Annotated in this window: 18 protein-coding genes; 6 read left to right on the top strand and 12 right to left on the bottom strand. The window is 71.5% G+C overall.

Going from position 1 to position 25,035, the window contains the following annotated elements; translation table 11 throughout:
• The 3 genes from EOINJALH_RS04795 to EOINJALH_RS04785 are packed head-to-tail and all read right to left on the bottom strand — an operon-like array spanning position 1 to position 4,513.
• Positions 1-924: a DmsC/YnfH family molybdoenzyme membrane anchor subunit gene (locus tag EOINJALH_RS04795; protein ID WP_088279177.1), complete on the bottom strand. Its 924-nt coding sequence runs from the start codon at positions 922-924 to the stop codon at positions 1-3.
• Positions 921-1,586 (bottom strand): 4Fe-4S dicluster domain-containing protein, encoded by a 666-nt coding sequence (locus EOINJALH_RS04790; protein ID WP_088279176.1) that lies wholly within the window; start codon positions 1,584-1,586, stop codon positions 921-923. Before EOINJALH_RS04790 ends, EOINJALH_RS04795 begins: the two co-directional genes overlap by 4 nt.
• Positions 1,583-4,513 (bottom strand): molybdopterin oxidoreductase family protein, encoded by a 2,931-nt coding sequence (locus EOINJALH_RS04785; protein WP_088279175.1) that lies wholly within the window; start codon positions 4,511-4,513, stop codon positions 1,583-1,585. The genes EOINJALH_RS04790 and EOINJALH_RS04785 overlap by 4 nt, the downstream gene beginning before the upstream one ends.
• Positions 4,514-4,596: 83 nt before the next feature.
• Between EOINJALH_RS04785 and EOINJALH_RS04780 the strand changes: the two genes are divergently transcribed.
• Positions 4,597-5,544 carry a LysR family transcriptional regulator gene (locus EOINJALH_RS04780; protein ID WP_199873152.1) on the top strand — a complete coding sequence of 316 codons (948 nt, stop codon included), beginning with the start codon at positions 4,597-4,599 and terminating at the stop codon, positions 5,542-5,544.
• Between the two features lie 61 nt (positions 5,545-5,605).
• Here the strand turns inward: EOINJALH_RS04780 and EOINJALH_RS04775 are convergent, their stop codons facing one another.
• From EOINJALH_RS04775 to xsc, 4 genes are all read right to left on the bottom strand, one after another.
• Positions 5,606-6,502: a GGDEF domain-containing protein gene (locus EOINJALH_RS04775; RefSeq protein WP_088279173.1), complete on the bottom strand. Its 897-nt coding sequence runs from the start codon at positions 6,500-6,502 to the stop codon at positions 5,606-5,608.
• A gap of 151 nt (positions 6,503-6,653) precedes the next feature.
• Positions 6,654-7,574 (bottom strand): beta/gamma crystallin-related protein, encoded by a 921-nt coding sequence (locus tag EOINJALH_RS04770; RefSeq protein WP_158219657.1) that lies wholly within the window; start codon positions 7,572-7,574, stop codon positions 6,654-6,656.
• 205 nt (positions 7,575-7,779) lie between these two features.
• Positions 7,780-8,838, bottom strand: coding sequence for an acetate/propionate family kinase (locus EOINJALH_RS04765; protein WP_088279171.1), 1,059 nt, complete (start codon positions 8,836-8,838; stop codon positions 7,780-7,782).
• A 33-nt stretch (positions 8,839-8,871) separates the two neighbouring features.
• Complete coding sequence (gene xsc, locus EOINJALH_RS04760; protein WP_088279170.1) at positions 8,872-10,677, bottom strand: sulfoacetaldehyde acetyltransferase; 1,806 nt, start codon at positions 10,675-10,677, stop codon at positions 8,872-8,874.
• Between the two features lie 126 nt (positions 10,678-10,803).
• On the opposite strand from xsc, the gene EOINJALH_RS04755 reads away from it, so the two are divergent.
• From EOINJALH_RS04755 to EOINJALH_RS04745, 3 genes are read left to right on the top strand one after another with little or no spacing between them, the layout of a single operon-like run.
• Positions 10,804-11,655, top strand: coding sequence for an IclR family transcriptional regulator (locus EOINJALH_RS04755; RefSeq protein ID WP_199873151.1), 852 nt, complete (start codon positions 10,804-10,806; stop codon positions 11,653-11,655).
• Complete coding sequence (locus EOINJALH_RS04750; protein ID WP_088279169.1) at positions 11,652-12,641, top strand: AAA family ATPase; 990 nt, start codon at positions 11,652-11,654, stop codon at positions 12,639-12,641. Before EOINJALH_RS04755 ends, EOINJALH_RS04750 begins: the two co-directional genes overlap by 4 nt.
• A gap of 11 nt (positions 12,642-12,652) precedes the next feature.
• Complete coding sequence (locus EOINJALH_RS04745; protein ID WP_088279168.1) at positions 12,653-14,377, top strand: cobaltochelatase CobT-related protein; 1,725 nt, start codon at positions 12,653-12,655, stop codon at positions 14,375-14,377.
• Between the two features lie 24 nt (positions 14,378-14,401).
• Here EOINJALH_RS04745 and EOINJALH_RS04740 read toward each other — a convergent pair whose 3' ends face one another.
• The gene (locus EOINJALH_RS04740; RefSeq protein ID WP_088279167.1) at positions 14,402-14,863 is read right to left on the bottom strand and encodes a hypothetical protein; all 462 of its coding nucleotides are present in this window, start codon (positions 14,861-14,863) and stop codon (positions 14,402-14,404) included.
• A 241-nt stretch (positions 14,864-15,104) separates the two neighbouring features.
• Here EOINJALH_RS04740 and EOINJALH_RS04735 point away from each other — a divergent pair, with 241 nt between their 5' ends.
• Positions 15,105-16,769: a PQQ-binding-like beta-propeller repeat protein gene (locus EOINJALH_RS04735; protein ID WP_088279166.1), complete on the top strand. Its 1,665-nt coding sequence runs from the start codon at positions 15,105-15,107 to the stop codon at positions 16,767-16,769.
• Between the two features lie 84 nt (positions 16,770-16,853).
• On the opposite strand, the gene EOINJALH_RS32115 is transcribed toward EOINJALH_RS04735, so the two are convergent.
• The 4 genes from EOINJALH_RS32115 to EOINJALH_RS04715 form a co-directional block, all read right to left on the bottom strand.
• On the bottom strand, positions 16,854-19,484 hold the full coding sequence (locus tag EOINJALH_RS32115) for a pilus assembly protein N-terminal domain-containing protein (protein ID WP_199873150.1): 2,631 nt from the start codon (positions 19,482-19,484) through the stop codon (positions 16,854-16,856).
• A 277-nt stretch (positions 19,485-19,761) separates the two neighbouring features.
• A complete protein-coding gene (locus EOINJALH_RS04725) occupies positions 19,762-20,943 on the bottom strand; it encodes a hypothetical protein (RefSeq protein WP_088279165.1) in 1,182 nt (393 codons plus the stop codon).
• A 347-nt stretch (positions 20,944-21,290) separates the two neighbouring features.
• Complete coding sequence (locus tag EOINJALH_RS04720; protein ID WP_088279164.1) at positions 21,291-22,328, bottom strand: zinc-dependent alcohol dehydrogenase family protein; 1,038 nt, start codon at positions 22,326-22,328, stop codon at positions 21,291-21,293.
• Positions 22,329-22,616: 288 nt separating this feature from the next.
• Entirely contained in the window at positions 22,617-23,858 is a 1,242-nt protein-coding gene (locus tag EOINJALH_RS04715) for an MFS transporter (RefSeq protein WP_088279194.1), read from the bottom strand.
• Positions 23,859-24,014: 156 nt separating this feature from the next.
• On the opposite strand from EOINJALH_RS04715, the gene EOINJALH_RS04710 reads away from it, so the two are divergent.
• Positions 24,015-24,677, top strand: a complete 663-nt coding sequence (locus tag EOINJALH_RS04710) for a DUF4231 domain-containing protein (RefSeq protein WP_144289867.1) — start codon at positions 24,015-24,017, stop codon at positions 24,675-24,677.
• The last annotated feature ends 358 nt before the right edge of the window (positions 24,678-25,035 follow it).

The raw sequence follows: 25,035 nt of genomic DNA, 5'->3' as shown, positions 1-25,035 counted from the left end.
TCAGCTCACCACCTGGTAATACAGGTTCTGCGGGTGCCGGGCCTGCGCGAAGAACAGCCAGCGCTCGGCCAGCAGGCCCAGCGCCTGCACGGCGCAGCCGGCCACCAGCCAGCCCGGCGAGCCGGTGGCCAGCGTGGCCGCGATGGCCGCGGCCGGCGCGGCGAAGGCCAGCCCGTGCAGTGCCCAGCGCACGCGCTGCAGCACCGCCAGGCCCATGCCGTGGAAGAACTCACGGGTGTTGTAGGCGCCGCCGGTCATGCCCATCGCCACCTGCCGCAGGCGCGGGTGGTGGATGCCGGTGGCCGACTGCGCGGTGGACTTCGGCTTGAGCGCCGCGTTGCGCCGAAGCGCCGCCGTGCGCGTGGCCCAGGCCAGCAGCGTGGCGACCAGCGCCGGCACCGCCAGGTGGCGGGCGAAGGCCGCCTCGCCCGCCAGCACCGCCAGCGCCGCCGCCAGCAGCAGCCCCGAGGCCATGCCGATCAGCAGGTAGTTCACCACCGTCAGCGCATGCGCCCATTCCTGGATGAAGCGCAGGCAGGCGTAGATCATCGCGGTGCACCACCACAGCGCCAGCGCCAGCACGATGGCCAGCACCGGCAGCCAGGGCGCGGCCGTGCCGCTGCGCAGCGACCACCACCACAGCGCCACCGTGGCGATGAACACCGGCAGCACGATGACCTCGCGCGACAGCCACGAGGTGCGCCACATCAGCACCGCGCGCCAGGCGCGCTCGGGGTGGCCCAGGTGCAGCGTGGACGCACCCAGGCTCGCCAGCAGCATGGCCAGCGCCAGGCCCAGGCCCAGGCCGACGTAGCCGCCGGACGGCGCCACGCCGCCCAGCGTGGCCAGCGCCAGCGTCACCACCAGGCCCTGTGCCGCGCCCGCGAGCGTGGTGAAGAAGATGACCGACCAGGCGGGGTTCATGGCTCGTCTCCGGTGCGGGCCGCAGTTTTGCGGCGCGGCAGGTACTGGTTGGCCGGCTGGGTGTCCCACTCGGGCATCAGCGGGTAGCCGCCGCGTTCGCGGATGGCCTTCGAGACGTCGGAGTCCGGGTCCTTCACGTCACCGAACAGCCGGGCGCCGGTGGGGCAGGCCTTGACGCAGGCGGGCTTGCGGTCCTGCGGTGGCAACAGCTCGTCGTAGATGCGGTCCACGCACAGCGTGCACTTGGTCATCACCTTGCGCTCTTCGTCGTACTCGCGCGCGCCGTAGGGGCAGGCCCAGCTGCAGTACTTGCAGCCGATGCACTTGTCGTAGTCGACCAGCACGATGCCGTCGGCCTTGCGCTTGTAGCTGGCGCCGGTGGGGCACACCGGCACGCAGGGCGGGTCTTCGCAGTGCAGGCAGCTCTTCGGGAAGTGCACGGTCTCGGACTGCGGGAAGGTGCCGGCCTCCCAGGTCTGCACCCGGTTGAAGAAGGTGCCGTTCGGATGGTCGCCATAGGCGTCCAGGTCGGCCAGCGGGCCCGCGGTGCCCGAGGTGTTCCACTGCTTGCAGCTGGTGACGCAGGCGTGGCAGCCCACGCACACGTTGAGGTCGATCACCAGGGCCAGCTGTTTGGCCAGGGTCTCGGCGCCGATGGTCATTTCTTCCTCCCCGCGAAGTACGCCAGCACATGCTCGGTGACGCCACGCACCCCCGGCACCGGCGGCGTGGCGGCCACCTGCGGGAAGCTCTCGTCGGCGTCGCCTGGCTCGGCCGGGCGGATGCGCACCCGCACGTCGTACCAGCCGGCCTGGCCGGTGACCGGGTCGCTGTTGCTGATGGTGCCGCCGGGGGTGCCGGCGAAGGGCAGTTCCTCGCTGATCAGGTGGTTGAGCAGGAAGCCCTTGCGCGATTCGTCGGCGCCGGGCGACAGGTGCCAGGCGCCGCTGGCCTTGCCGATGGCGTTCCAGGTCCACACCGTGCCGGGCTCGACCGCCTCGGTCTCGCGCAGCAGGCAACGCACCTTGCCCCAGCGGCTCTCGATCCAGCACCAGGCGCCGTCGGCGATGCCGGCCGCGCGGGCGGTGACCGGGTTCACCATCAGGTGGTTGTGGCTGTGGATCTGGCGCAGCCAGGCGTTCTGAGAATCCCACGAGTGGTACATCGCCATCGGCCGCTGCGTGACGGCATTGAGCGGGAAGGCGGCCAGGTCGGTGCAGGCCGACTCGAGCGGCGGGTACCAGAACGGCAGCGGGTCGAAGTAGGTGTCGATGCGCTCGCGCAGGTGGTCGGGCGGCTGGCGGCCGGCGGTCTTGCCCTGCGCGGCCAGGCGGAAGCTCTGCAGCGTGTCGGAGTACAGCGCCAGCTGCACCGGGTCGTTCTTCTGCCGCCAGCCCTTGTCCTTGGCGAAGTCGAGGTAGCCCCGGTTCCAGTTGCGCATGTACTGCTGCTCTTTGGGCATGTGGTACTGGAAGACGCAGTTGTTCTTGGCGTACATCTCCCACTGCTTCGGGTTGGGTTCGCCGCGCAGGTGCTCGGTGCCGTCCTTGCCGCGCCAGCCCATCAGGAAGCCGATGCCCGGTTGCGGCTGGAAGTTGACGACGAAGTCGGGGTAGTCCTTGAACTTGCGGCCGCCCTCGGCCGTGGTGAAGGCCGGGAACTTCAAGCGCGAGGCCAGCTCGACCAGCACCTCCTGGAAGGGCTTGCACTGCCCGGTGGGCGGCAGCACCGGCACGCGCACCGAGTCGACCGGGCCGTCGAACTCGCTGATCGGCCGGTCGAGCATGCCCATCACGTCGTGCCGCTCCAGGTAGGTGGTATCCGGCAGCACCAGGTCGGCGAAGGCCACGGTCTCGCTCTGGAAGGCGTCGCACACCACCAGGAACGGGATCTGGTACTGCCCGTCGGCGGCCCTGCGGTTGAGCATCTCGCGCACCGCCATCGTGTTCATCGTGCTGTTCCAGGCCATGTTGGCCATGAAGATCAGCAGCGTGTCGATGCGGTAGGGGTCGCCCTTGGCGGCGTTGGTGATGACGTTGTGCATCAGCCCGTGCGCCGACAGCGGGTGCTCCCACGAGAAGGCGTGGTCGATGCGGATCGGCGAGCCGTCGGGGTTGATCGCCAGCTCGTCCGGGCTGGCCGGGAAGCCCAGCGGCGCGGCGTTCAGCGGCGTGTTCGGCTGGATCATGCCGGGGTCGTGGAAGGCCCGGTAGTTGGGCACGATGTGGCGCGGGTAGGGCGCCTTGTGGCGGAAGCCGCCGGGCGCGTCGATGGTGCCCAGCAGGCTCATCAGCACCGCCAGCGCGCGCACCGTCTGGAAGCCGTTGCTGTGCGCCGCCAGGCCGCGCATGGCATGGAAGGCCACCGGCCGCGCGCGGGTGGTGGGGTGCACCTTGCCCCAGGCGTCGGTCCACTCGATCGGCAGGTCGAAGGCCTGCTCGAAGGCGGCGTGCCCCATCTCGTGCGCCAGCTGGCGGATGCGCGCTGCCGGGATGCCGGTGATGGCCTCGGCCCATTCGGGCGTGCACGGCGCCACGCGCTCGCGCAGCAGCTGGAAGCTCGGCGTCACGCGGGTGCCGTCGGCCAGCGTGTAGTGGCCCTCCAGCGCCGGGTCGCAGCCGTCGGCGATGCCTTCGGGGTAGGCGGCCATCACCGTGCCGCTGGTGCGGTCCCACACCAGCTTGTTGTGCGGGTGGCGGCCATCGCCGGGCGGACCCTTGGCCGGGTCGGGGTCGAAGGCGAACAGGCCTTCGCGTGCGCCCTCGTCCAGCACCACCAGCTGCGGCCCGTTGGTGAAGCGCTTGACGAAGGCGTGGTCGAAGCGGTCTTCGGCGATCAGCACCTGCATCAGCGCCATGAACAGGGCGCCGTCGGTGCCGGGCTTGATGGGGATCCACTCGTCGGCCACCGCCGAGTAGCCGGTGCGCACCGGGTTGATCGAGATGAAGCGCCCGCCACCGCGCTTGAACTTGCTGATGGCGATCTTCAGCGGGTTGCTGTGGTGGTCCTCGGCGGTGCCGATCATCACGAACAGCTTGGCGTGGTCGAGGTCGGGGCCGCCGAATTCCCAGAAGCTGCCGCCGATCGTGTAGATCATGCCGGCGGCCATGTTGACCGAGCAGAAGCCGCCGTGCGCCGCATAGTTGGGCGTGCCGAACTGGCGCGCGAACAGGCCCGTGAGCGCCTGCATCTGGTCGCGCCCGGTGAACAGCGCGAACTGCTTGGGGTCGGTGGCGCGGATGCGGCCCAGCCGCTCGGTCAGCATCGAGAAGGCCTCGTCCCACGAGATCGGCTCGAACTCGCCGGCCCCGCGCTCGGCGCCAGCCTTGCGGCGCAGCGGCTGCGTCAGCCGCGCCGGCGACACCTGCTTCATGATGCCCGAGCTGCCCTTGGCGCAGATCACGCCCTGGTTCAGCGGGTGGTCGGGGTTGCCGTCGATGTAGCGCACCTCGCCGTCTCGCAGGTGCACGCGGATGCCGCAGCGGCAGGCGCACATGTAGCAGGTGGTGCACTTGACCTCGGTGGCCGCGCCGGGGGCGGGCGGTGCCGTGGGGTCGTGCAACGGCTCGCTGGAGAGGAACTTGAACACGGCGGGGCCCCCGGGCTGTGGCTGGATCGTGGCCGATGGTAGGCAGCTGCGCTGAAAGAAAAAAGCGGAGAATTCAGGTCACCATGATCGATAAATCGGGTCAGCGTGTTCTGGGGTCGGCACCGGCCCGCCTGCGCCTGTCGCTGCGCCAGCTCGAGGTCTTCGCGGCCATCGCGCGCAGCGGCTCCACCCGCGAGGCCGCCGGCCGCGTGGCGCGCTCGCAGTCGGCCGCCAGCGCCGCACTGGCCGAGCTGGAGGCCGCGCTCGGCGTGCAGCTGTTCGACCGCGTCGGCCGCCGCCTGGTGCTCAACGAGAACGGCCGCGCGCTGCTGCCGGGCGCCAGCGCGCTGCTCGACCACGCGGCCGAGCTGCAGGGCCTGTTCAGCGGTGAGCACCCGGCGCCCTTGCGCGTGGCGGCCAGCCTCACCGTGGGCGAATGCCTGCTGCCGCCGCTGGTGGCCGCCTGGCAGCGCGCGCACCCGCAGGGCACGGTGCGCATGGCCATCGGCAATACCAGCGAGGTGATCGCCTCGGTGGTGGGGCTGGAGGCCGACGTGGGCTTCATCGAAGGACCGCAGACGCACCCCGACCTGATCGTGCGGCCGTGGGTGAGCGACGAACTGGTCATCGTCGCCGCACCCGATCACCCGCTGGCGGTCGGACCAGCCGGCAGCCGGGTGGGCGTGCGCCAGCTCGCCGCGGCGGCGTGGATCCTGCGCGAGCCGGGCTCGGGCACGCGCCAGGCCGCCGACCGCTGGCTGATCGAGCACCTGGGCAGCCTGCACGTCGCCTTCGAGATGGGCAGCACCGAGGCCATCAAGCGCCTGGCCGCCGCGGGCGCGGGGCTGGCCTGCCTGTCGCGGCACGCGGTGGTGGAGGCGCTGGCCGACGGCTCGCTGCTGGAGTTGCGCACGCGGCTGCCGGTGGCGCGACGCCGCCTGGCGATGGTGGTGCGGCGCGACAAGCGGCTGGGCCGGGCCACCGAGGACTTCATCGGCCACTGCGTGGCGATGGCTCCCGCGGCCGGGTGAGGCAGCGGACGCCGGCCGTGCGGGGCGCCACCGAGCGGGACGCCGAGGGCCGACGTGCCCGTCAGCCGATGGCGTCGGCCGCCGCGCCGGCGAGCCGGTACACGGCACCCTCACGCCGTGCCGCGTCCATCGCGCCTGTGGCCGCGTCGAGCAATGCCACCTCGTCGGTGCCGTGGCGAGGGCCGATGGCCCCGCCGATGGTGACGCTGACCGACTCGATCAGCGGCCCGATGTGCATGCGCCGGCACAGGCTGTGCGAGACGGAGTGCGCCCGCGAATCGAGGTGGCTGGTGTCGGCCATGCCGTCCAGCAGCATCGCAAACTTGTCGCCACCGAGCCGGGCCACCAGGTCGGCCTCGCGCACCTGCGCCTGCAGCCGCAGGCCAACGACGCGCAGGGCCTCGTCCGCGATCTCGGGCCCGTGCGCGTCGCGGATGCGCTTGAAATCGACCAGGTCGAGCCACAACAGCGAGAACCCCCGGCCGCTGGCCGCCAACGCGCCGATGCGCCGCGACAGCCGCAGGCGGTTGCCCAGCCCGGTGAGCGGGTCGGTCTCGGCCATCGTGGTGGCGCGGTCGAGCTGGGTGTGCAGCGCCGACACGTCGTGGATCACCGCCACCGAGGCCTGCTGGCCGCCGTCGAGTGTGAGGTTGCACAGCGAGATCGACACCGGCACGACCTTGCCGCTGCGGTGCAGCGCGTGCAGCACCGGGCGCGCGCCCATCATCTTGGGACTGCCGTCGCGCCGGAAGCGTTGCACCATGGCCTCGTGGCGTTCGCGTGAATCCTGCGGCACCAGCATGGACAGCGGCTGGCCCAGGATCTCGGCCGGCGTGTACCCCAGCAGGGTGCGCACCGCGGGGTTGACGAAGGTGACGATGTTGCGGGCATCGACCATGACGACAGCATCGGGCAGGATGTCGAGCAGGTCGCCAATGGCGTGTTGGATCGGGTTCATGTCTCCGTGCCCCTGCCGTCGGGGGCAGGGTGCCACCGGATGATGCCCGGCGGCCGTCCGGTGGCCCTTGTGCCACGTCAAGCGGTGGTCCCCGGCTGGCCGCGGCGCGGTGGTCCCGCTGCCGCAGCCGGGCTGTCCCGCTGCGTCGGGATCAGCGCGGGCGCATCGACGACAGGCGCTTGTCCAGCGCGCCGTCGAGCTGGTAGTGCCCGGGGTTCAGCAGCACGCAGCGGCCACGGTAGTCGGCGTCGGTGCACACCTCCCATTGGCCGGCCAGCACTTCCACCGACGAGGCCTTGTCGTTCATGCCCATCGACTTGAGGTTGGCCGTGGGTTCGGTGAGCAGCATCGAGCGGCCGGAGTAGTCGGCCTGCTCGTGAAGCACCAGGCCGCCGGAGGCCGGCAGCGGCCGGTTGTCGCGGCCGAACACCGGGCGGATCGACGACAGCAGGTCGTTGGCGTTGCCACCCAGCGTGTGGCGCCCGGGGCCCAGCACGATGCACTGGCCGGAAAAGTCGGCGTGCTCGCACAACTGCCAGCGGCCGCGCTGCACCAGCACCGACGAGGCGGTGTCGTTGAAGCCCTTCTCGTCCAGCCGCGCGATCGACGACGACAGCCCGAAGCTGCGCCCCTTGAAATCGATGTGCTCGTACAGCACCACCGCGTCGCTGACCCCCGGCGCCGCCGTGCCCGCGGTGGCCGGGGCGGGCGGCGGTGCGCCTGCGCCCCCGTCGGCGCGGCGGATCGAGGCCAGATTGCCGTGCAGCGCCGGGGGCAGGTCGGCATAGCGGCCGGGGCCGACGGTGATGCAGGCGCCGCCGTACCGTGGCGCGGTACAGAACTCCCAGTCGCCGCTCTTGACCACGATCGAGGCGATGCGGTTGCCGAGGCCGTAGGCCGCCACGTCGGGCGTGTCGGCAGTGAGCTTGAGCTTCACGCCCTTGAAGCGCGCGCGCTCGAACAGTTCGACCTCCTGGGCCAGGGCAGGCAGCGCGGCGCAGGTGCCGGCCACGGCCAGCAGGGCGGCGCGGGCCAGGCGATGCGGGGTCGGTCGCGGGGTCGGGGTCGGCACGGTCGGTCTCCTGGGTGTGGGCCATGGCGGCCGCCCGCATGATGCGATGGCCGGGGGCGATTCGACCATAGACCAAGGTCGGGGACGCCCCCGGGATGCGGTGGCGCCGCGTGGCCGCCGTGGCATGCGCCACGCCCTGCCGGGGGGCAGCGGACCGCGGCCGCAGCGGTGGCCGCGGCGCGGCCCCGCCCCGACACGCCACAGTTCAGGCCAGCGCCGCGGTGTGGCGGGCGATCACCGATTCTTCGTTGGTGCGCAGCACGCGCACCTGCACCGCGCCGGCGCCTTCCGCACCCAGGCCCATCCAGCCGGTGGCCGCCACCAGGCGCTCGCGCACCACGGCCGAGTTCTCGCCGATGCCGCCGGTGAACACCAGCAGGTCGATGCCGCGCAGCGCCGCGGCCATGCCGGCCAGCTCGCGCGCCAGGTGCTCGATGAAGTAGTCGACCGCCTCGCGGGCGTGGGCCGAGTCGCTGGCCAGCAGCGTGCGCATGTCGCTGGACAGGCCCGACAGGCCCAGCAGTCCCGATTCGCGGTACAGCAGCCGCGCGATGTCGTCGGCCGTGCGGCCCTGCGACAGCAGGTGCAGCACCACCGCGGCATCCAGCCGGCCGCAGCGCGTGCCCATCGGCAGGCCGTCCAGCGGCGAGAAGCTCATCGTCGTGGCCACCGAGGCGCCGTCGCGCATCGCGCACATCGACGCACCGTTGCCCAGGTGCGCCACCACCACGCGCGCGCCCGTCGGCAGGCCCGTGGCGGCCAGCTGCCCGGCGATGGATTCGTACGACAGGCCATGGAAGCCGTAGCGCCGCACCCCCGCTTCGTGCAGCGCACGGGGCAGCGCGAAGCGCTGGTTCAGCGCCGGCTGCGCGCGGTGGAAGGCGGTGTCGAAGCAGGCCACCTGCGGCACGCCGGCAAAGGCCGCACGCGCGGCCCGCACGCCGGCCGCGTTGTGCGGCTGGTGCAGCGGCGCCAGCGGCGCCAGCGCGTCGATCTGCGCCAGCACGCCGTCGTCGATGAGCACCGGCCGGTCGAAGCCGGTGCCGCCGTGCACGATGCGGTGGCCCACCGCGGCGACGTGCGCGTTGCCGATGCGCGCCAGTACCGTGGCCAGCGCGTCCTCGTGCGTGGCCGGCCCGCCGGCCACGCCGATGCCTTCCACCTGCCCTGTGAGCACCGGCGTGCTCAGGTCGTCATGACGCGCAAACAGCGCGTACTTGATCGACGACGAGCCGGCGTTGAGGGTCAGCAGGTGGTGGGGCATCGATCGGATCGCGCAGCAGGAAGACGCGCCGCTTCAGACGTAATCTTTGTACTTGTCGAGGAACCGCACCGGCTTGGCCAGCGCATCGCGCCGGAACGGGTCGCCCAGCTCGCGGGTGCACATGATCTCGACGACGCAGGTCTTGCGGTCGTTCATCTGCATGTCGACCGCGCGCTTGAGCGCCGGGCCCACGTCCTCGAGCTTGTCGACCACGATGCCCTCGGCGCCCATCGCCTTGGCGATGCCGGCGAAGCTCTGGCTTTCCAGCTCGCCGGCGACGAAGCGGCGGTTGTAGAAGTCGACCTGGTTCTTCTTCTCGGCGCCCCACTGGCGGTTGTGGAACACCACGGCCGTGACCGGGATGTCGTGCCGCACGCAGGTCATGATCTCGCTCATGCTCATGCCCCAGGCGCCATCGCCGGCGTAGCTGATGGCCGGGCGGTGCGGCGCGGCCACCTTGGCGCCGATGATGGTGGGCAGCGCGTAGCCGCAGTTGCCGAAGCTCATCGGCGCGAAGAACGAGCGCGGCTCCTCGAAGCGCAGGTAGCTGTGCGCCACCGAGTTGATGTTGCCGATGTCGGTGGACACCATCACGTGCGCCGGCATCGCCTTCTCCAGCTCGCGCAGCACCTGGCGCGGGCTGAGCCAGCCGCCACCTTCGCGCTTGGCCTCCTCGATCATGTCCAGGCTGTAGGCATCGCGCTCGTGCGTCCAGCCGTCGAGCTCTTTCTCCCAGGCGGCCTTCTCTTCGGCGATGCGGGCGGCGCGGGCGGCGCGGGTGGCGTCGCAGGCCAGCGTGCGGTTGGCCAGGCGGGCCACCAGCGCGTTGGCGGCGGCCTTGGCGTCGCCGCAGATGCCCACGTCGATCTTCTTCACCAGGCCCAGCATCTTGTGGTCGGCGTCGATCTGGATGATCTTGGCGTTCTTCGGCCAGTACTCCATGCCGTACTGGGGCAGCGTGCCGAAGGGGCCCAGGCGCGAGCCGAGCGCGATGACGACATCGGCCTCGCTGATCAGCTTCATGCCGGCCTTGCTGCCCTGGTAGCCCAGCGGGCCGCACCACTGCGGGTGGCTGGCCGGGAACGAATCGTTGTGCTGGTAGCTGTTGACCACCGGGCAGCCCAGCCGCTCGGCCAGTGCCTTGGCGGCCTCGACACCACCGCCCATTACCACGCCGCCGCCGGAGATCAGCACCGGGTTCTTGGCCGTGGCCAGCAACTCGGCCGCGGCGTTGAGGCTGTCGTCGCCGCCAGCGCCGCGGTCCAGGCGCATGGGCTTGGGGATCTCGCAGGTGATGTCGCCGTAGAACAGGTCGCGCGGGATGTTCAACTGCGTCGGGCCCAGTTCGGAATGCGCTCGGTCGAAGCAGCGCGCGGTGAACTCGGCCATGCGCTTGTTGTTGTTGACGTGGCCCTGGTACTTGGTGAACTCCTGGAACATCGGCAGCTGGTTGGCCTCCTGGAAGCCGCCCAGGCCCAGGCCCATGGTGCCGGTCTCGGGCGTGATGATCACCACCGGGCTGTGCGCCCAGTAGGCCGCGGCGATGGCGGTGACGCAGTTGCTGATGCCCGGGCCGTTCTGCCCGATGACCACGCCGTGGCGGCCGCTGGCGCGCGAGAAGCCGTCGGCCATGTGGCCGGCGCCCTGCTCGTGCACCACCGGGATCAGCCGGATGCCGGCGGGCGCGAAGATGTCCATCGCGTCCATGAAGGCCGAGCCCATGATGCCGAACATCGTGTCCACGCCCTGGGCGACCAGGGTCTCGACGAAGGCTTCGGACGGCGTCATCCGGGTGGGGCCGCTGGCCACGGTGCGGGCGGTGGATTGGGGGGCGTTCATGGGCATCTCCTGCGACGGATCGGGTGTCGGCGGACTATAGGCAGGCCCGCGGGCTCAGTCAAACGAAATCCCGGAAATCGGGACGCCGCGTACTGGAAAAATGGAATACGGCCTATCATCTGCCGCATGAAGCTCGTTCAGCCCCGCGCGGATGTCGCCCTCCCGGCCGTCGAGCCGGGCGCCGATTCGCCCACGCTGCGGCTGTTTGCGCTGCTGGAGGTGATCGCCGCGCAGGACCGCCTGTTCTCGCTGCAGGACCTGGTGGAATCCACCGGCCTGCCCAAGCCCACGCTGCACCGCATGCTGCAGCAGCTGGAAGGCGCCGCGCTGCTGCAGCGCGAGGGCGACGGTCGCCACTACAGCACCGGCGTGCGCCTGCGCCGCCTGGCCGAGACGCTGCTGATGAACAACACCTTCCACGGCGCGCGCCATCGCATCCTGCGCGCGCTGGTGGACGAGATCGGCGAGAGCTGCAACATCACCGCGCTGGCCGGCGGCGAGGTGGTGTACCTCGACCGCGTCGAGACCGCGGCGCCGCTGCGCTTCTATCTGCATCCGGGCTCGCGCGTGCCGGCGCACTGCTCGGCCAGCGGCAAGATCTTCCTGGCGCAGATGGCGCCGGTGCAGCGCGCCCGCCTGCTGGGCGCCGGCCCGCTGGAGCGCTGCACCAGCGCCACGATCACCGATGCCGCCGCGCTGGAGGCCGAGCTGAAGGCCGTGCGCAAGGCCGGCCACGCCACCGACCGCGAGGAGTTCCTGCCCGGCCTGGTGTGCGTGGCGGTGCCGGTGCCCACCACCGAGAAGAGCGGCCGGTCCAGCCTGTGCATCGCCCTGCAGGCGCCGGTGATGCGTCTGCCGCTGGACAAGGCGCTGGGCCTGCTGCCCGAGCTGCAGCGCGCCGCCCATGCGCTCGGCCAACTCGAAGCCGATGCCCAGGCGCCGCCCGTGCCCCCTCGAAAGACGAAAGCCCGCCGATGACCGATCTTGCCCAGCTCCGACCCGAGCGCCTGCTGTCCGTGCGCGAGGTCTTCGGCATCGACAGCGACCTGCAGGTGCCGGCCTTCGCCGAGCGCGATGCGCACGTGCCGGAGGTGGACAGCGCCTACCGCTTCAACCGCGACGTGACGCTGGCCATCCTGGCCGGCTTCATGCGCGACCGGCGGGTGATGGTGCAGGGCCTGCATGGCACCGGCAAGTCCACCCACATCGAGCAGGTGGCCGCGCGGCTGAACTGGCCCTGCGTGCGCGTCAACCTCGACGGCCACATCAGCCGGCTCGATCTCGTCGGCAAGGACGCGGTGGTGATCAAGGATGGCATGCAGGTCACCGAGTTCCAGGAAGGCATCGTGCCCTGGGCGCTGCAGCGCCCGGTGGCGCTGGTCTTCGACGAATACGACGCCGGCCGGCCCGACGTGATGTTCGTGATCCAGCGCGTGCTCGAGCGCGACGGCAAGTTCACGCTGATGGACCAGAACCGGGTGCTGACGCCGCACCCGTGCTTCCGCCTCTTTGCCACGGCCAACACCGTGGGCCTGGGCAACCTCAACGGCCTGTACCACGGCGCGCAGCGGCTCAATCATGCGCAGATCGACCGCTGGAACATCGTCGCCACGCTCAACTACCTGCCGCGCGACGAGGAGGTGGCCATCGTGCAGGCGCGTGTGCCGGCGCTGGCCGGTGCGGCGAGCCTGCCGCTGCTGCAGTCGATGGTGGCGGTGGCGCAGCTGACGCGGCAGGGTTTCGCGGCGGGGGATCTGTCGACGCTGATGTCGCCGCGCACGGTGATCACCTGGGCCGAGAACCTCGAGATCTTCGGCGACGCGGCGCTGGCCTTCCGCCTGTCCTTCGTCAACAAGTGCGACGAGGCCGAGCGGCCGGTGGTGGCTGAGTACTTCCAGCGTTGCTTCGACCGCGAGCTGGGCGAGTCCTACGCGCTGCAGGACCGGCCCGCCGCGGCCGCCTGAGCGCCCCAGCCATGTCGGAGGTGCAGGCCGCCGCGCGGGCGCAGCAGCAGGTCGAAGAGCTGTGCGCGGCCGCGCTGCGCGCACTGGCCGGCGAGACCGACCTGCACTACCGTGGCCGCCGACTGCACCGCGGCCGTCGTGCGCTGCCGCTGTTCGCGCCGCACCTGCACCCGCGGCTGGACGAAGACGACTTCGGCTCCTTCCGCGGCGCCGCCGACGGTCTGGCGCTGCGGCTGAAGCTGTCCGACGAGGCCCTTCACAAGGCAAGCTGCCCGCACGCGCCGGTGGCGCGGCTGCTGTTCGACATGCTCGAGCAGTTCCGCGTCGAATCGCTGGCCGACGACGCGATGCCTGGTGTGCGCCGCAACCTGCGGCATCGCTTCGAGGCCTGGGCGCGCGGCTTCCAGGCCGCGGGCCTGGCCGACAGCGAGCGCGGCATCCTGATCTTCACCGTGGCGCAGACGGCGCGCTCGCGCGTCACCGGAGAGGCGCCGCCGGAGGAGGCCGAAGACCTGATGGAGGCCACCCGCGCTGGCATCGCCAGTGCCACGGGCCAGCACCTGGTGGGCCTGCGCCGCCACCGTACCGATCAGGCCGCCTATGCGGTGCATGCGCGGGCGCTGGCCGAGGCGGTGGCCGGCATGCTGGCCTCGGCCGACGACGAGGCGGGTGCCGGCACCGGCAGTGGCGAGGCCGACGACGAGGAGCGCGCCGCCTTCAGCCTGGTGATGGACATGGATGCGCAGGTGAGCGACGGCATCGCCACCGTGACGGTGGGCCGCAGCCTGGTGCTGGACGCGTCGAAAGAGGGCTATCGCATCTTCACCACCGCCCACGACCGCGAGCACCGCGCAGCCACGCTGGTGCGCCCGGCCCTGCTGCGCGAGCAGCGCGAGCAGCTCGACCGGCGCATCGCCGCGCAGGGTGTGCACGTGGCCCGGCTGGCGCGCGACCTGCAGGCCCTGCTGGCCGAGCCCACCCGCGACGGCTGGGACAGCGCGCAGGAGGAGGGCCTGATCGACGGCCGCCGCCTGGCCCAGCTGGTGGCCGTGCCGACCGAGCGGCGCCTGTTCCGCACCGAGCGGCGCGAGCCGGTGGCCGACTGCGTGCTGGCCTTCCTGATCGACTGCTCGGGCTCGATGCGCGAGCACATCGAGTCGGTGGCCATGGTGGTGGACGTGACGGCCCGCGCGCTGGAGCTGGCCGGCGTGGCCAGCGAGGTGCTGGGCTTCACCACCGGTGCCTGGAACGGCGGCCGCGCGATGCGCGACTGGATCGCCGCCGGCCGTCCGGCCCAACCGGGGCGCCTGAACGAGGCTGCCCACCTGGTGTTCAAGGACGCCGACACGCCCTGGCGACGTGCCCGGCCCGGCATCGCCGCGCTGCTGAAGGCCGACCTGTTCAAGGAGGGCATCGACGGCGAGGCGGTCGACTGGGCCTGCGCCCGGCTGGCGCAGCGCCCCGAGCGCCACAAGCTGCTGGTGGTGGTCTCGGATGGCTGCCCGATGGACGGCGCCACCAACCTGGCCAACGACCCGCAGTACCTCGACCAGCACCTGCGCGAGGTGGTGGCCCGCCACGAGCAGGCGGGCGAGGTGCAGGTGTTCGGCCTCGGCGTGGGCCTGGACCTGAGCCCGTACTACAGCCGCGCGCAGGCGGTGGACCTGTCGGTGTCGGTGGGGCAGGCGGTGTTCAGGGACCTGCTGGAGCTGCTGGCGGCGCGGCGGTGGCGGTGAGAGGGCCGGTGCGCCGCGCGGCCGTCACGCCCCGAGCTGCTGGAAGCTCACCGGCTTGCCGGACCGTGCCACGACGACGAAGTCGGTGAGCGCCACGAGCGCTTGCGTGCACAACGTGGCCGGTGGCGGCACGGCCCGCCGGTACTCCACGCGGATCACGGCGAACTCTTCGACCACGCGCACGATGGTCAGCCCATGGCACCCGTTCGGCCCCGTGCCGCGCGTCACGCCGAGGATCATCTGCCTGCCGAAGTCGACCGAGGGCCGCTCTGCCGGCGGTGCGATCTGCGGTTCGTGCACGCGCCAGGCCTCCTGCCATTCGGCGTCGCTGCGCAGGGTGTAGGTCTGCTGCAGTTCCTTGGCGGGCCAGAAGGCCTGGAGGCGCACGAAGGGCAGGTCGATCGGGTCGGGCGTGCCGGAGCCGCCGCAGGCGGTCAGCAGGCACGATGGGGCCGTCAGGGCCAGGATGGCAAGGCGTCGATTCATGGGGGCTCCGTCGATGTGGGAATTTATCCCACGACTTCGCGCAAGTCAACGCATGGGCTGTTTCGCCGGGCCGGTCGGCAGGATCGGGGCCGCGCGGTCCGCCTCGGCCGGCAGGCCGGCGACGCCTGCCCGCCTTGGCGGTGTCGCCGGGAGCGGGCCGGTGGGCGTTGTCTGTCATCATCGCCGCCGCGATCCGTCCTTGCCGCGTCGCGTGGGCGTTGTGTCGCCAGGGAGATCTGACATGGTTGTGCGTTTCCATTGCGTGTTGGCGGCCACGGTGGCCGCATTGGCCACGCTGTCCGCCTGCACCTTGCCGGCGGCGATCACGACGCCGGGGCCGAAGCCGGTCGAGCGGCCGCCCAGCTGGGCGGCGCCGCAGGTGCTGGTGCCAGCGTCGTCGTTCCACGGCGTGCACGGGCTGGCCATCGATGCGCAGGGGCGGCTGCTGGCCGGCACGGTGGTGGGCAACAACATGTGGCAGGTCGACCGGCGCACCGGCGATGCCAAGGTGTTCATCGCCGCGCCGGAGGGGCAGTCCGACGACATCGCCGTCGGGCCGAAGGGCGAGCTGGCCTGGACGTCCTACCTGCAGGGCCTCGTGCGCTACCGCGAAAGCGACGCGGCACCGATCCGCGTGCTGGCCAAGGACCTGCCGGGCATCAACTCGATCGATTTCGACCGCCGCACCGGCAAGCTCTACGCCAGCCAGGTGTTCCTCGGCGACGCGCTGTGGGAGATCGACGTGGCCGGCGTGGCCGCGCCGCGCCTCATCGCCAAGGACCTGGGTGGCTTCAACGGCTTCGAGGTCGGCCCCGACGGCCTGCTGTACGGGCCGCTGTGGTTCAAGGGCCAGGTGGTGAAGATCGACCCGGCCGACGGCAGGCTCACCGTGCTCAACAGCGAGTTCAAGACGCCGGCCGCCGCCAACCTGGACGGCAAGGGCCACCTGTGGGTGATCGACACCCGCACCGGTGAGCTGTGCCGGGTGGACCTGGCCAGCGGCCGCAGGAGCGTGGTCGCCACGCTGTCCACCGCGATCGACAACCTGGCCATCGCGCCCGACGGCACAGTCTACGTGTCCAACATGGCCGACAACGGCATCCAGGCCGTCGACCCGGCCACGGGCCGCGTCACCCAGGTCACGCGCGGCAAGCTGGCCGTGCCGTCCGGCCTCAAGGTCGACGGCGGCACGCTTTGGGTAGCCGACGTGTTCGGCTTCCGCGGGGTCGACATGCTGACGGGCGATGTGCGCGACGTGCACCGCATGCAGGCCTCGGAGCTGGAGTACCCGTTCGCGGTCGGCCTGGGGTCGCGGACGATCGCGCTGGCGTCCTGGTTCACCGGCACGGTGCAGTTGCTCGACCGGGCGACGCAGAGGCACGTGGAGATGGTGCATGGCTTCAAGGCGCCGGTGGACGCCATCCCGATGGACGATGGCAGCCTGCTGGTGCTCGAACTGGGCACGGGCAGCCTGCTGCGCGCCAGCGGCGAGCACTTCAAGACCCGCGTGGTGGTGGCCAAGGACCTGGCCGGGCCGGTGCAGATGATCCTGGCCCGCGACGGCGCGGTGGTGCTCACCGAGGCCGCCGGCAACCTGGTGCGCATCGACCTCGCCACCGGCGCGCGCAAGGTGCTGGCCGACAAGCTGGCCATGCCCGAGGGCCTGGCGCAGACCCCCTGGGGCAGCTTCGTCGTGGCCGAGTCGCAGGCTCGGCGGCTGACCGAGATCGGCCCGGCCCACGGCGCCCGCCGCAGCGTGGCCGAGCACCTGCCGATCGGACTGGAGCCGGGCCCGGGGATGCCGCCGTTCTACGTGGCCACCGGCGTGGCGGTGGCCGCCGACGGCAGCATCTACATGACCGCCGATCGCAACAACGCGCTGCTGCGCTTCTGGCCCAACCGCTGAGCCTGCCGCGGGCTGCGGTGCCGCAAAAGGATCAGGGGGCTCGCGCCCCCTGATCAGTGCCATCGGGACCAGGCGGTCCTCAGGTCACGGGTTGGGCCCGTTGTGGCATTCGTAGCAGCCGACGTTCTTGCCCGCGGCGATGGTGCGGTTGCTGCCCTCCACCGAGTAGGTGCGTGCCACCTTCACCTGCGACAGCGGCGTGCCGCGGAAGTCGCTGCCGTGGCAGTAGGCGCAACTGCTGGAGCCACTGGATTCGACCAGGTCGCCGTGCTCCTTCACCCAGCCCTGTCCGATGGTGTGCATGCCGTGCGGGCCGCCGGTGGCCGTCATCGGCACCGTGGCGTGGCAGGCGGTGCACTCGCGGATCGTGCCGGCATAGCCCTGCAAGGCGATGCTCTGCAGGTTGTCGTTCACGTGCGAGCTGGGGTACTCGGCGTGGGTGGAGCCATGGCAGGCCTCGCACTGCATGCCGCCATGGCCCTTGCTGAAGCGGAACAGGCTGAAGCCGGCCGCTGGCACGTTGGCGTTGGTGGCGAAGCGGGTGTCGGCGGGCACGACCAGGTTGCCTGCCGCATCGACCGCGCTGGTGGTGCGCTTGCCATTGAAGTGGCAGGCCTGGCAGGTGGGCTGCTGCAGCCAGCCGACGCGCGTGGGCGCTCCCACCTTGGCCATGCCGCCGTGGCAGGCCTGGCAACCCATGGTGGCGTTGCCGCTGGCGTCGACCGCATCGCCCATCGCGCCGCGCAGGCACTTGGTCTGCGAGCCCGGGTGGCAGTTGTAGCAGGCATTGCGGTTGGTGCCGGCCTCGAGCGACAGCATCGTGGTCGGGTCGATCACCTTGCCGTGGTTGGTGTGCAGGCTGGCGGTGAGCGGCGCGATGCCGGCCATGCCGGTGCCCGGCAGGGCGTTGGACGCATGGCACGACGCGCACAGCGTGGGCGTGCCGCCCAGCGCCGCGGCGTACAGCCCCGATGGCATGCCCTTGGCGGCCAGCGCGGCCACGTACTTCGGGTTGGCGGCCTGCTTCTCGTCGTGCAGGCGCAGGATGTTCTTCTTCCAGTCGCGCTCGCCGGTGCCGTCGTTGACCCAACCGGCCACCGGCTTGGCGGCCAGCCGCGCGCTGTTGGTTTCGGTGGCCGCGCGCGAGCTGTGGCAGGCGGCGCAGTTCATCTCGTCGGACACCGGCAGCACCGTGGTCGTCGAGGCCAGCACACGGCCGGTGGCGTCCTTGGCCGTCACCTTGACGGTGGGGTAGAAGTTCTTCGCGCCGGTGTCGTCGAACGGGGTGATCGGCACGCCGCTGGCTTCGAACCAGCCGTTGGCGCTGTCCAGCACCATCGACCGTGCCGTGCGAGAGGGCGTGGCAAAGCCGGTCAGCCCGACGTCGGCCGCGGGGGAGGCGCCGTACAGCGGCTGCGACCATTGCCAGAAGTTCGACTTGCCCGCGCTGGTGGTGTTGATCGACCCGGTGGGGTCGGCCACCGCCTCGTAGGTGAGCGTGACGCCCGAGGTCACCGCCTTGCCGGTGGTGGCGTTGACGAGTTGGGCATGCAGGTTGTTGTAGGGCGGCAGGATGGAGAAGACCGAGTAGTCGCCGTCCATGCAGTGCATGCCCAGGTCGTTCCAGGCGATCAGCGAGTAGCGTCCGCTGGCGGCCACCGTGGACACCGTGACCGGCACCGTGATCGTGGTCTTGCTGTCCTTCAGCGTCACCGTGGCCGAGCCGGCGGCCACGGCGCGCACGGCGACCGTGCTGCCGGACACGCTGACCGTGGTCACGCCGGTGTTGCTGGACGACGCACTCAAGGTGCCCGAGACATTGCTGGCGGTGATGGCACCACTGCTGCCCACCGCGAGCGACAGCGACGACGGCGAGGCCGTCATCGCCACTGCCGTGCCGCTGACCGTCACCGCGACGTTGACCGTGGTCTTGCCATCCGACACCGCCACCACCGCGTTGCCGGCCGCGACGCCGCGCACGGTGACCACGTTGGACGACACCGACACCGTCGCGACGGCCGTGTTGCTGGAGGCGGCGGCGATGGCCGCTGCGGCATTGCTGGCGGTGACCGTGGCGCTGCCACCGATCGCCACCGACAGGCTGCCGGGCGACACCGTCATCGGCGGCGCCGTCGCCGTCACCGTGACGGGCACGTTGACGGCACTCTTGCGATCCTTGACCGTGACGATGGTGGTGCCTGCCGCGCGGCCGCGCACCGTGATCACCTTGTCCGACACCGACACCGTGGCCACGTTCGAATTGGCCGTGCGTGCCGACAGGCTGCCCGAGACGTTGCCGGCCGTGAGCGTGGCGTTGCTGCCGGCGGTCAGCGTGAGCGAGCTGGGCGTCACCGTGAGGAAGGCCGCCTTGGTCACCGTCACCGCCAGCACGACGCGCTGGTCGTTGCGGTCCTTCACCGTGACCGTGGTGCTGCCCATGGCCTTGCCGACGATCTCGAGCGTGGCGCCGGAGTCCTCCGAGTTCTTCACGGAGACGGTGGCCACCGACTTGTTGCCGCTGGACGCCCGCAGACTGCCGCGGGCCCCGGTGACCTGCACGGTCTTGTAGGTGTTGGCCGGCAGCGAGACCGCGTCGGTCGATGCCGACAGAGCGGCAACGGCCTGGCCCGACAAGGCCCACAGGCACAGCGTCAGCCAGGTGACCAGGGTTCGCAGCAGGCCCGGTCGGGCACCTGCGCACGTGTCAGTGTTCATCGCGATCTCCTCACAGAAGCCCCTGGTGCCGCCTGCCGGCTGGTAAGCGCCGGCCCGACGGTGGAGGCGACCCGCCCTCGCTGCCGGGGAAATCCCGGCGGATTCGTGGCGAACCTCGGTGAGGAATATAAGGATGCCCGGTATGGTATGCGCGTGAACTGGATCAACCGATGACCGTCCATCGTGCAAGTGCCGTAAGCACTTGCTGCAGAGCTGAACGCGGGATGAACAGGCGCGGCCTGCCGCGCCCCTGGGGCCGGGAAAGGCCGCCCGGCGTTCAGGGCATCGGGGTCAGCAGCACCGGACGGGTCTGGCCGTTGAAGGTGGCCGTGGCGGCGATCTGGCCGACGTTGTTGATGGCCGCGGCGGCGACCACTGTCCAGCCGGCGCCGCTGACCGGATCGAGCAGCGACTGCAGCGTGAACACGCCGCCGTCGCGCCAGATCACCAGGCGCTCGGGCGTGGCGCCATCCCAGGTGCCCGGCACCGTGAGGTTGCTGGTGCCCAGCACCTGGCCGAGGTTGTTGATCGCAAACGCCTGGCCGGCGTTGTCGCCGGGCAGCGGCGGCAGCGCCACCGCGGTGTGGGCGGGGTCGTTGTTCCACAGCACCGGGCGGCTGCCGAAGGGCGGGTGGCTGGTGCCGACGACCTGGCCGAGGTCGTTGAGGCCCCAGGCCAGACTGCTCCAGTCGCCGGGGTAGACGCCGAGGTCGACGATGCTGTGTGCGGCGTTGTTGTTCCAGAACGCCGCATGCTGGCCGATCTGGTCATTCGACGCGTAGCCTGCGGCCTGCCCGGACTGGTTGAAGGCCGAGGGGATGGAACTGGTGGACTTGGGGTCGATGCCGCCCGGCAGCACCGGCAAGTCGAGGGTGCTGTACTTGCGCGGATCTTTCGCGCTGGGCGTCCAGATCGCACCCTTCCACGACGAGGTGTTGCCCGACAGGCTCTTGGTGTAGTAGCCACCCACCCAGCCGGTGTCGCCGATGAACAGAGAGTGCGTGTTGCCGCCGTTGTTGCTGAAGATGTTGACCAGGCCGGTCGGGCTGCTGACCCAGCTCTGCGGGCGGCCGTTGCCGTTGTCGCCGTCCCCGGTGACCTTGCCCGTCGCATTGACCGCGTTGGCGATGCTGTACAGGCCGCCGGTCAGCTTGCCCACGGCCGTCATCGTGCCGCCGTTCCAGACGAAGCCCATCTGGTTGAAGTTCTCGACCGCCGGCGCGCAATAGCCGACCACGCTGCCCTGGTCGTTGAGCTTGGTGGTGACGCAGGTGGCGTAGCCCGGCAGCATGCCCAGGTCGGTGACGGCATAGCGCGCCTGGGCCCAGGCCCCCGTGGCACCGGCCAGGCCCAGCGACAGTGCCAGCAGCGTGCGGGCCACGCGACCCCCGCCACCGGTGCCGTCGCCCCCGCCGCGGGACGGCGCGTGGCGGGGCAGGGTGGCGGTGTGCAGGGTCATGGCAGGGTCTCCTCGGGGTTATCTCGGTGGGTCGTCGCGTCGTTGCGGTGCGCGGCGTCTGGCCTGCAGATCAGCAATCGACAGGCCAGCATCCGCGGCGCCGAGAACCCCGCAAGATCGACGTTTGGGGGGTGCGAACACGCACACAGATCAAGACCGCGAGTGCGGGGTGGGGCAGTTCCCCCGCCAGCATGGGGCAAATGCCGCTCGCTGCAGCGCGTCAAAGGCCTTTCGCGGACTCCCCCAGCGTGGGTTCACCTGCGACCGCCAAAGCGGGCATCGTCGGCAGTGACCGCCGACGCCGAGCGCGGATTCGGGGGCGCTCGCCGTCGCCCCATCCTGGCGCCTCACGCGTCGATGATGACCTTCAGCGCCTTCGTGTCCGCCGCCTTGCCGAAGGTCTCGTAGGCCTGCAGGATCTGGTCGAGCTTGAAGTGGTGCGTGATCAGCTGCCTGGCATCGACGCGGCCGGACCGCACGGTCTCGAGCAGCATCGGGATCGTCACGGTGTCGACCAGTCGCGTGGTGATGGTCACGTTGTGCGACCACAGCTTCTCCAGGTGCAGGTCGACCTTGACGCCATGCACGCCGACGTTGGCGATGGTGCCGCCGGGGGCCACGATGTCCTGGCACAGCTCGAAGGTGGCGGGGATGCCCACCGCCTCGATCGCCGTGTCCACGCCGCGCCCGCCGGTCAGCGCCATCACCTTCGCGGCCGCGGAGCCGCCGGTGCTGTTGACGATGTCCGTGGCGCCGAAGCGCTGGCTAACCGCCAGGCGGTTGTCGTCGAGGTCGACCATGATGATCTTCGACGGCGAATAGAACTGCGCCGTCAGCAGCGCCGCCAGGCCGATCGGACCCGAGCCGACGATGGCCACCGTGCCGCCCACCTGCACCTTGCCGTTGAGCACGCCGCATTCGAAGCCGGTGGGCAGGATGTCGCTCAGCATCACCAGCGCCTCTTCGTCGGCGCCGTCGGGGATGGGGTACAGGCTGGTGTCGGCGTAGGGCGTGCGCACGAACTCGGCCTGGGTGCCGTCGATGCGGTGGCCGAGGATCCAGCCGCCGGTGGTGCAGTGCGAGTACATGCCCTTGCGGCAGTACTCGCAGCGGCCGCAGGCGCTGATGCACGAGATGAGCACCTTGTCGCCGGGCTTGAAGGCCGTCACCCCGGCACCGACGGCGTCGATGACGCCCACGCCCTCGTGGCCCAGCACCGTGCCGGGCTGGCAGGTGGCGACGTCACCCTTCAGGATGTGCAGGTCGGTGCCGCACAGCGTGGTCTTGGTGATGCGCACGATCGCATCGGTGGGGGCTTGCAGGGTGGGCTTGGGGCGGTCGTCCAGCGATTTCTTGCCGGGACCGTGGTAGACGAGGGCTTGCATGGGGAACATCCTTTTCGATCGTGCGCCGTCCGAGAGCCGGGCCGGCATGCGCGCGGGCTGCGATGCATCCGGTGCAGGCCGCGGCGGTCCAGGCCCGTGGGCCGCGTCGCACAGGCGTTGTGCGGTGCGGCCCGCTGGCACCCGGACCGTGGCGCCAGCCAGCCGGCACGGTGCGCCGTGGCGCCGCGCGGGTCTGTGCGATGCCGCACGGCGCGGTCCACCGGGCCGCCCGGGGCAACGGCGCGCCGGGGGTGCCGCGGGTCGTCCGCGGAGGGACCTTGCGGACGCTCAGTTCACGGCCTGCGGCAGCACCCTCAGCGTGCGCATCGGCGAGAAGACGATCACCGCCAGCTGCACCGCGAAGCACGCGAACGACAGCGCCAGCGCGGCGCCTTCGCCCAGCCCGGCGCCCACCGCGCCGCCCAGCGCCGCGCCGACAGGCCGTGCGCCCATGTTGACGGTGAGGAAGATCGCCGACACGCGGCCCAGCATGGCCGTGGGGGTCACCGTCTGCCGCAGCGTGGTCTGCGTGATCGTCCACACGATGGGCCCCAGGCCGAACAGCGTGAACGACAGCGCCGCCATCGCCGCCGTGGGCCAGGCCAGCGTGGCCAGCATCACGGCCGAGGCCAGCACCGAGAACACCGGCCCGACGATGACTGCGCGGCCGTAGGGCAGTGCCGCGATCACGCGCGGCGCCAGCAGCGCGCCGGCCACCATGCCGCCGCCATAACACGCCAAGGTCACGCCCACCGCATCGGCCGTCATGCCCAGGGTGCGCACCGCATAGGGCACGTAGACGGCCTGCAGCACGAACCAGGCGATGTTCCACGCCACCGACGTGAGGCCGATGGCCCGCAGCAGCGGGTGGTGCCACACCAGCCGCGCGCCGTCGCGCAGTTCGGCCAGCACATGGCGCTCGGTGGGCAGCGCGCGCGGCGGCTCGGGCAGCCGCAGCAGCAGCGCGACGGCCAGCGTCGACAGGCCGGTGGCCAGCACGAAGGCGGGCGGCCCGCCGGCCCAGGACACCAGCGCGCCCGCCGCGGCCGGTCCGGCCGCGAAGGCCACGCTGCGCGCCAGTTCGAGCCGGCCGTTGGCCGCGGCCAGGGCCTCGCGCGGCACCAGCGCCGGCACCCAGGCCGGCGCGGCCACGCTGAAGCCCACCGTGCCGGCCGCACCGATGAAGCCCAGCGCGGCGAGCAGGCCGATCGACAGCCCGCCGAGCGTGGCGGCCATCAGCAAGGCCAGCAGCGACAGCGCGCGCAGCGCCTCGGCGGCGATGGTCAGGCGCCGGCGCGACCAGCGGTCGGCCAGCAGCCCGGCCGGGATCGACAGCAGCAGGAAGGGCAGCGTCTGTGCCGTGGCCAGCGCGCCGATGTCGCCCGGTCCGGCGCCCAGCGCCACCACCGCGACGATGGGCACCGCGGCCAGGCTGATCTGCTCGGCCGACTGCGCCGCGAGGTTGGCCCAGGCCAGGCCGCGGAAGCTGCGGGGCAGGGTGACGGGGGGCGTGGGGGTGGGCGACGGCATGGCCCGCATCATCGCCGCCGCGCCGGCGCCTGGGCTCGCCGGATCCGGACCTGCAAGCCGCGATGCGAGAGATTGAGCCTGCGCATCGCGCGTGGCCTTGCCGCTGGGCTAGGCTCGACGGGCGGCGACGCGATGCCGCGCGATCGGGAGCAGGACATGTCGAACAACCCCTCGACCGGCCGGACCCTCGGCAAGGTCGTTCTCGCCCTCCTGGCGGTGGCGGTGGTCTGGTGGTGGCTGCAGCCGCAGGCGATGGGCTCGCGCGGCGAGGCGCTCGCCGACGCATTGCAGCCGCTGATCGACGGGAAAGACGCCGAAGCGGCCCCGGCGGCCAAGGCCATCCTGGCCAACTTCCACGAGACCCGCACCATCGCCGCCCAGTGGAGCGGCGTGTACTGGGGCTTCACCTTCCTGGCCGCGGCACTGAGCGCGGCGGCGGGCTTGGTGCTGAAGGTCGAGACCCTGCTGACCAGCGACAAGGCGCGCAAGGACATCGCCGCCGTGTGCTCGGTGCTGGCCGCCCTGCTGATCACCGTGTCGACCAGCGGCGACTTCCAGCGCAAGTGGCAGGCCAACCGCGTGGCCGCCGCCGAACTGGAGCACCTGGGCTACCAGTTGCTCGAAGCCGGTGGCGAGGGTGCGCGCACGCACATGGGCACGGTGGGGCAGATCCTGCTGCGCCGGCACCTGGCCATTGTCGGCGGCATCGAGCCGCCGCGTGGCGCGGCCTCGGCGGCCAGTGCTGCGCGGGCGGCGTCGGCCGCGCAGCACTGGCTTCGGGCACGGTGGCGTCGGCGGCATCGGCGGCTTCGGCAGTGACGGCCGCAGCGGCCGCTTCTGCGGGGGGTGCCCCCGCGGCCTCCGCAGCGGCATCGGTTGCAGCGGCTTCCGCGCCTGCCCCGAAGAAGAAGGGGTCGTGACGACGCGTCACCCTGCGCACAGCACGCGGCGGGGGTGTTGCGGGGACTGTCCCGGCCGAGGTGGCTGTCGTTTTGGTCGACTGAAGACCCAGGGGCGGGTTGGGTCGGCGGATTCAACGGATCGATGCGGTTGTTCGTTCCGTCCGACGATCTGCGCGGCGCGACAGGCGGCAGCCGGCGGTGGCGCTGACTGTGGCGGTCAGCTGCGCCGACTGCGCTGCGATGCTCGTCTCGGGGTCGCGCCGCAGAACTCGCTG

This window comes from Ideonella sp. A 288 (assembly GCF_002198735.1).
Classification (GTDB): Bacteria; Pseudomonadota; Gammaproteobacteria; order Burkholderiales; family Burkholderiaceae_C; genus Pseudaquabacterium.
The sequence above is the reverse complement of the archived record's forward strand: the minus strand, read 5'-3'. Positions and strand labels throughout refer to the sequence as shown.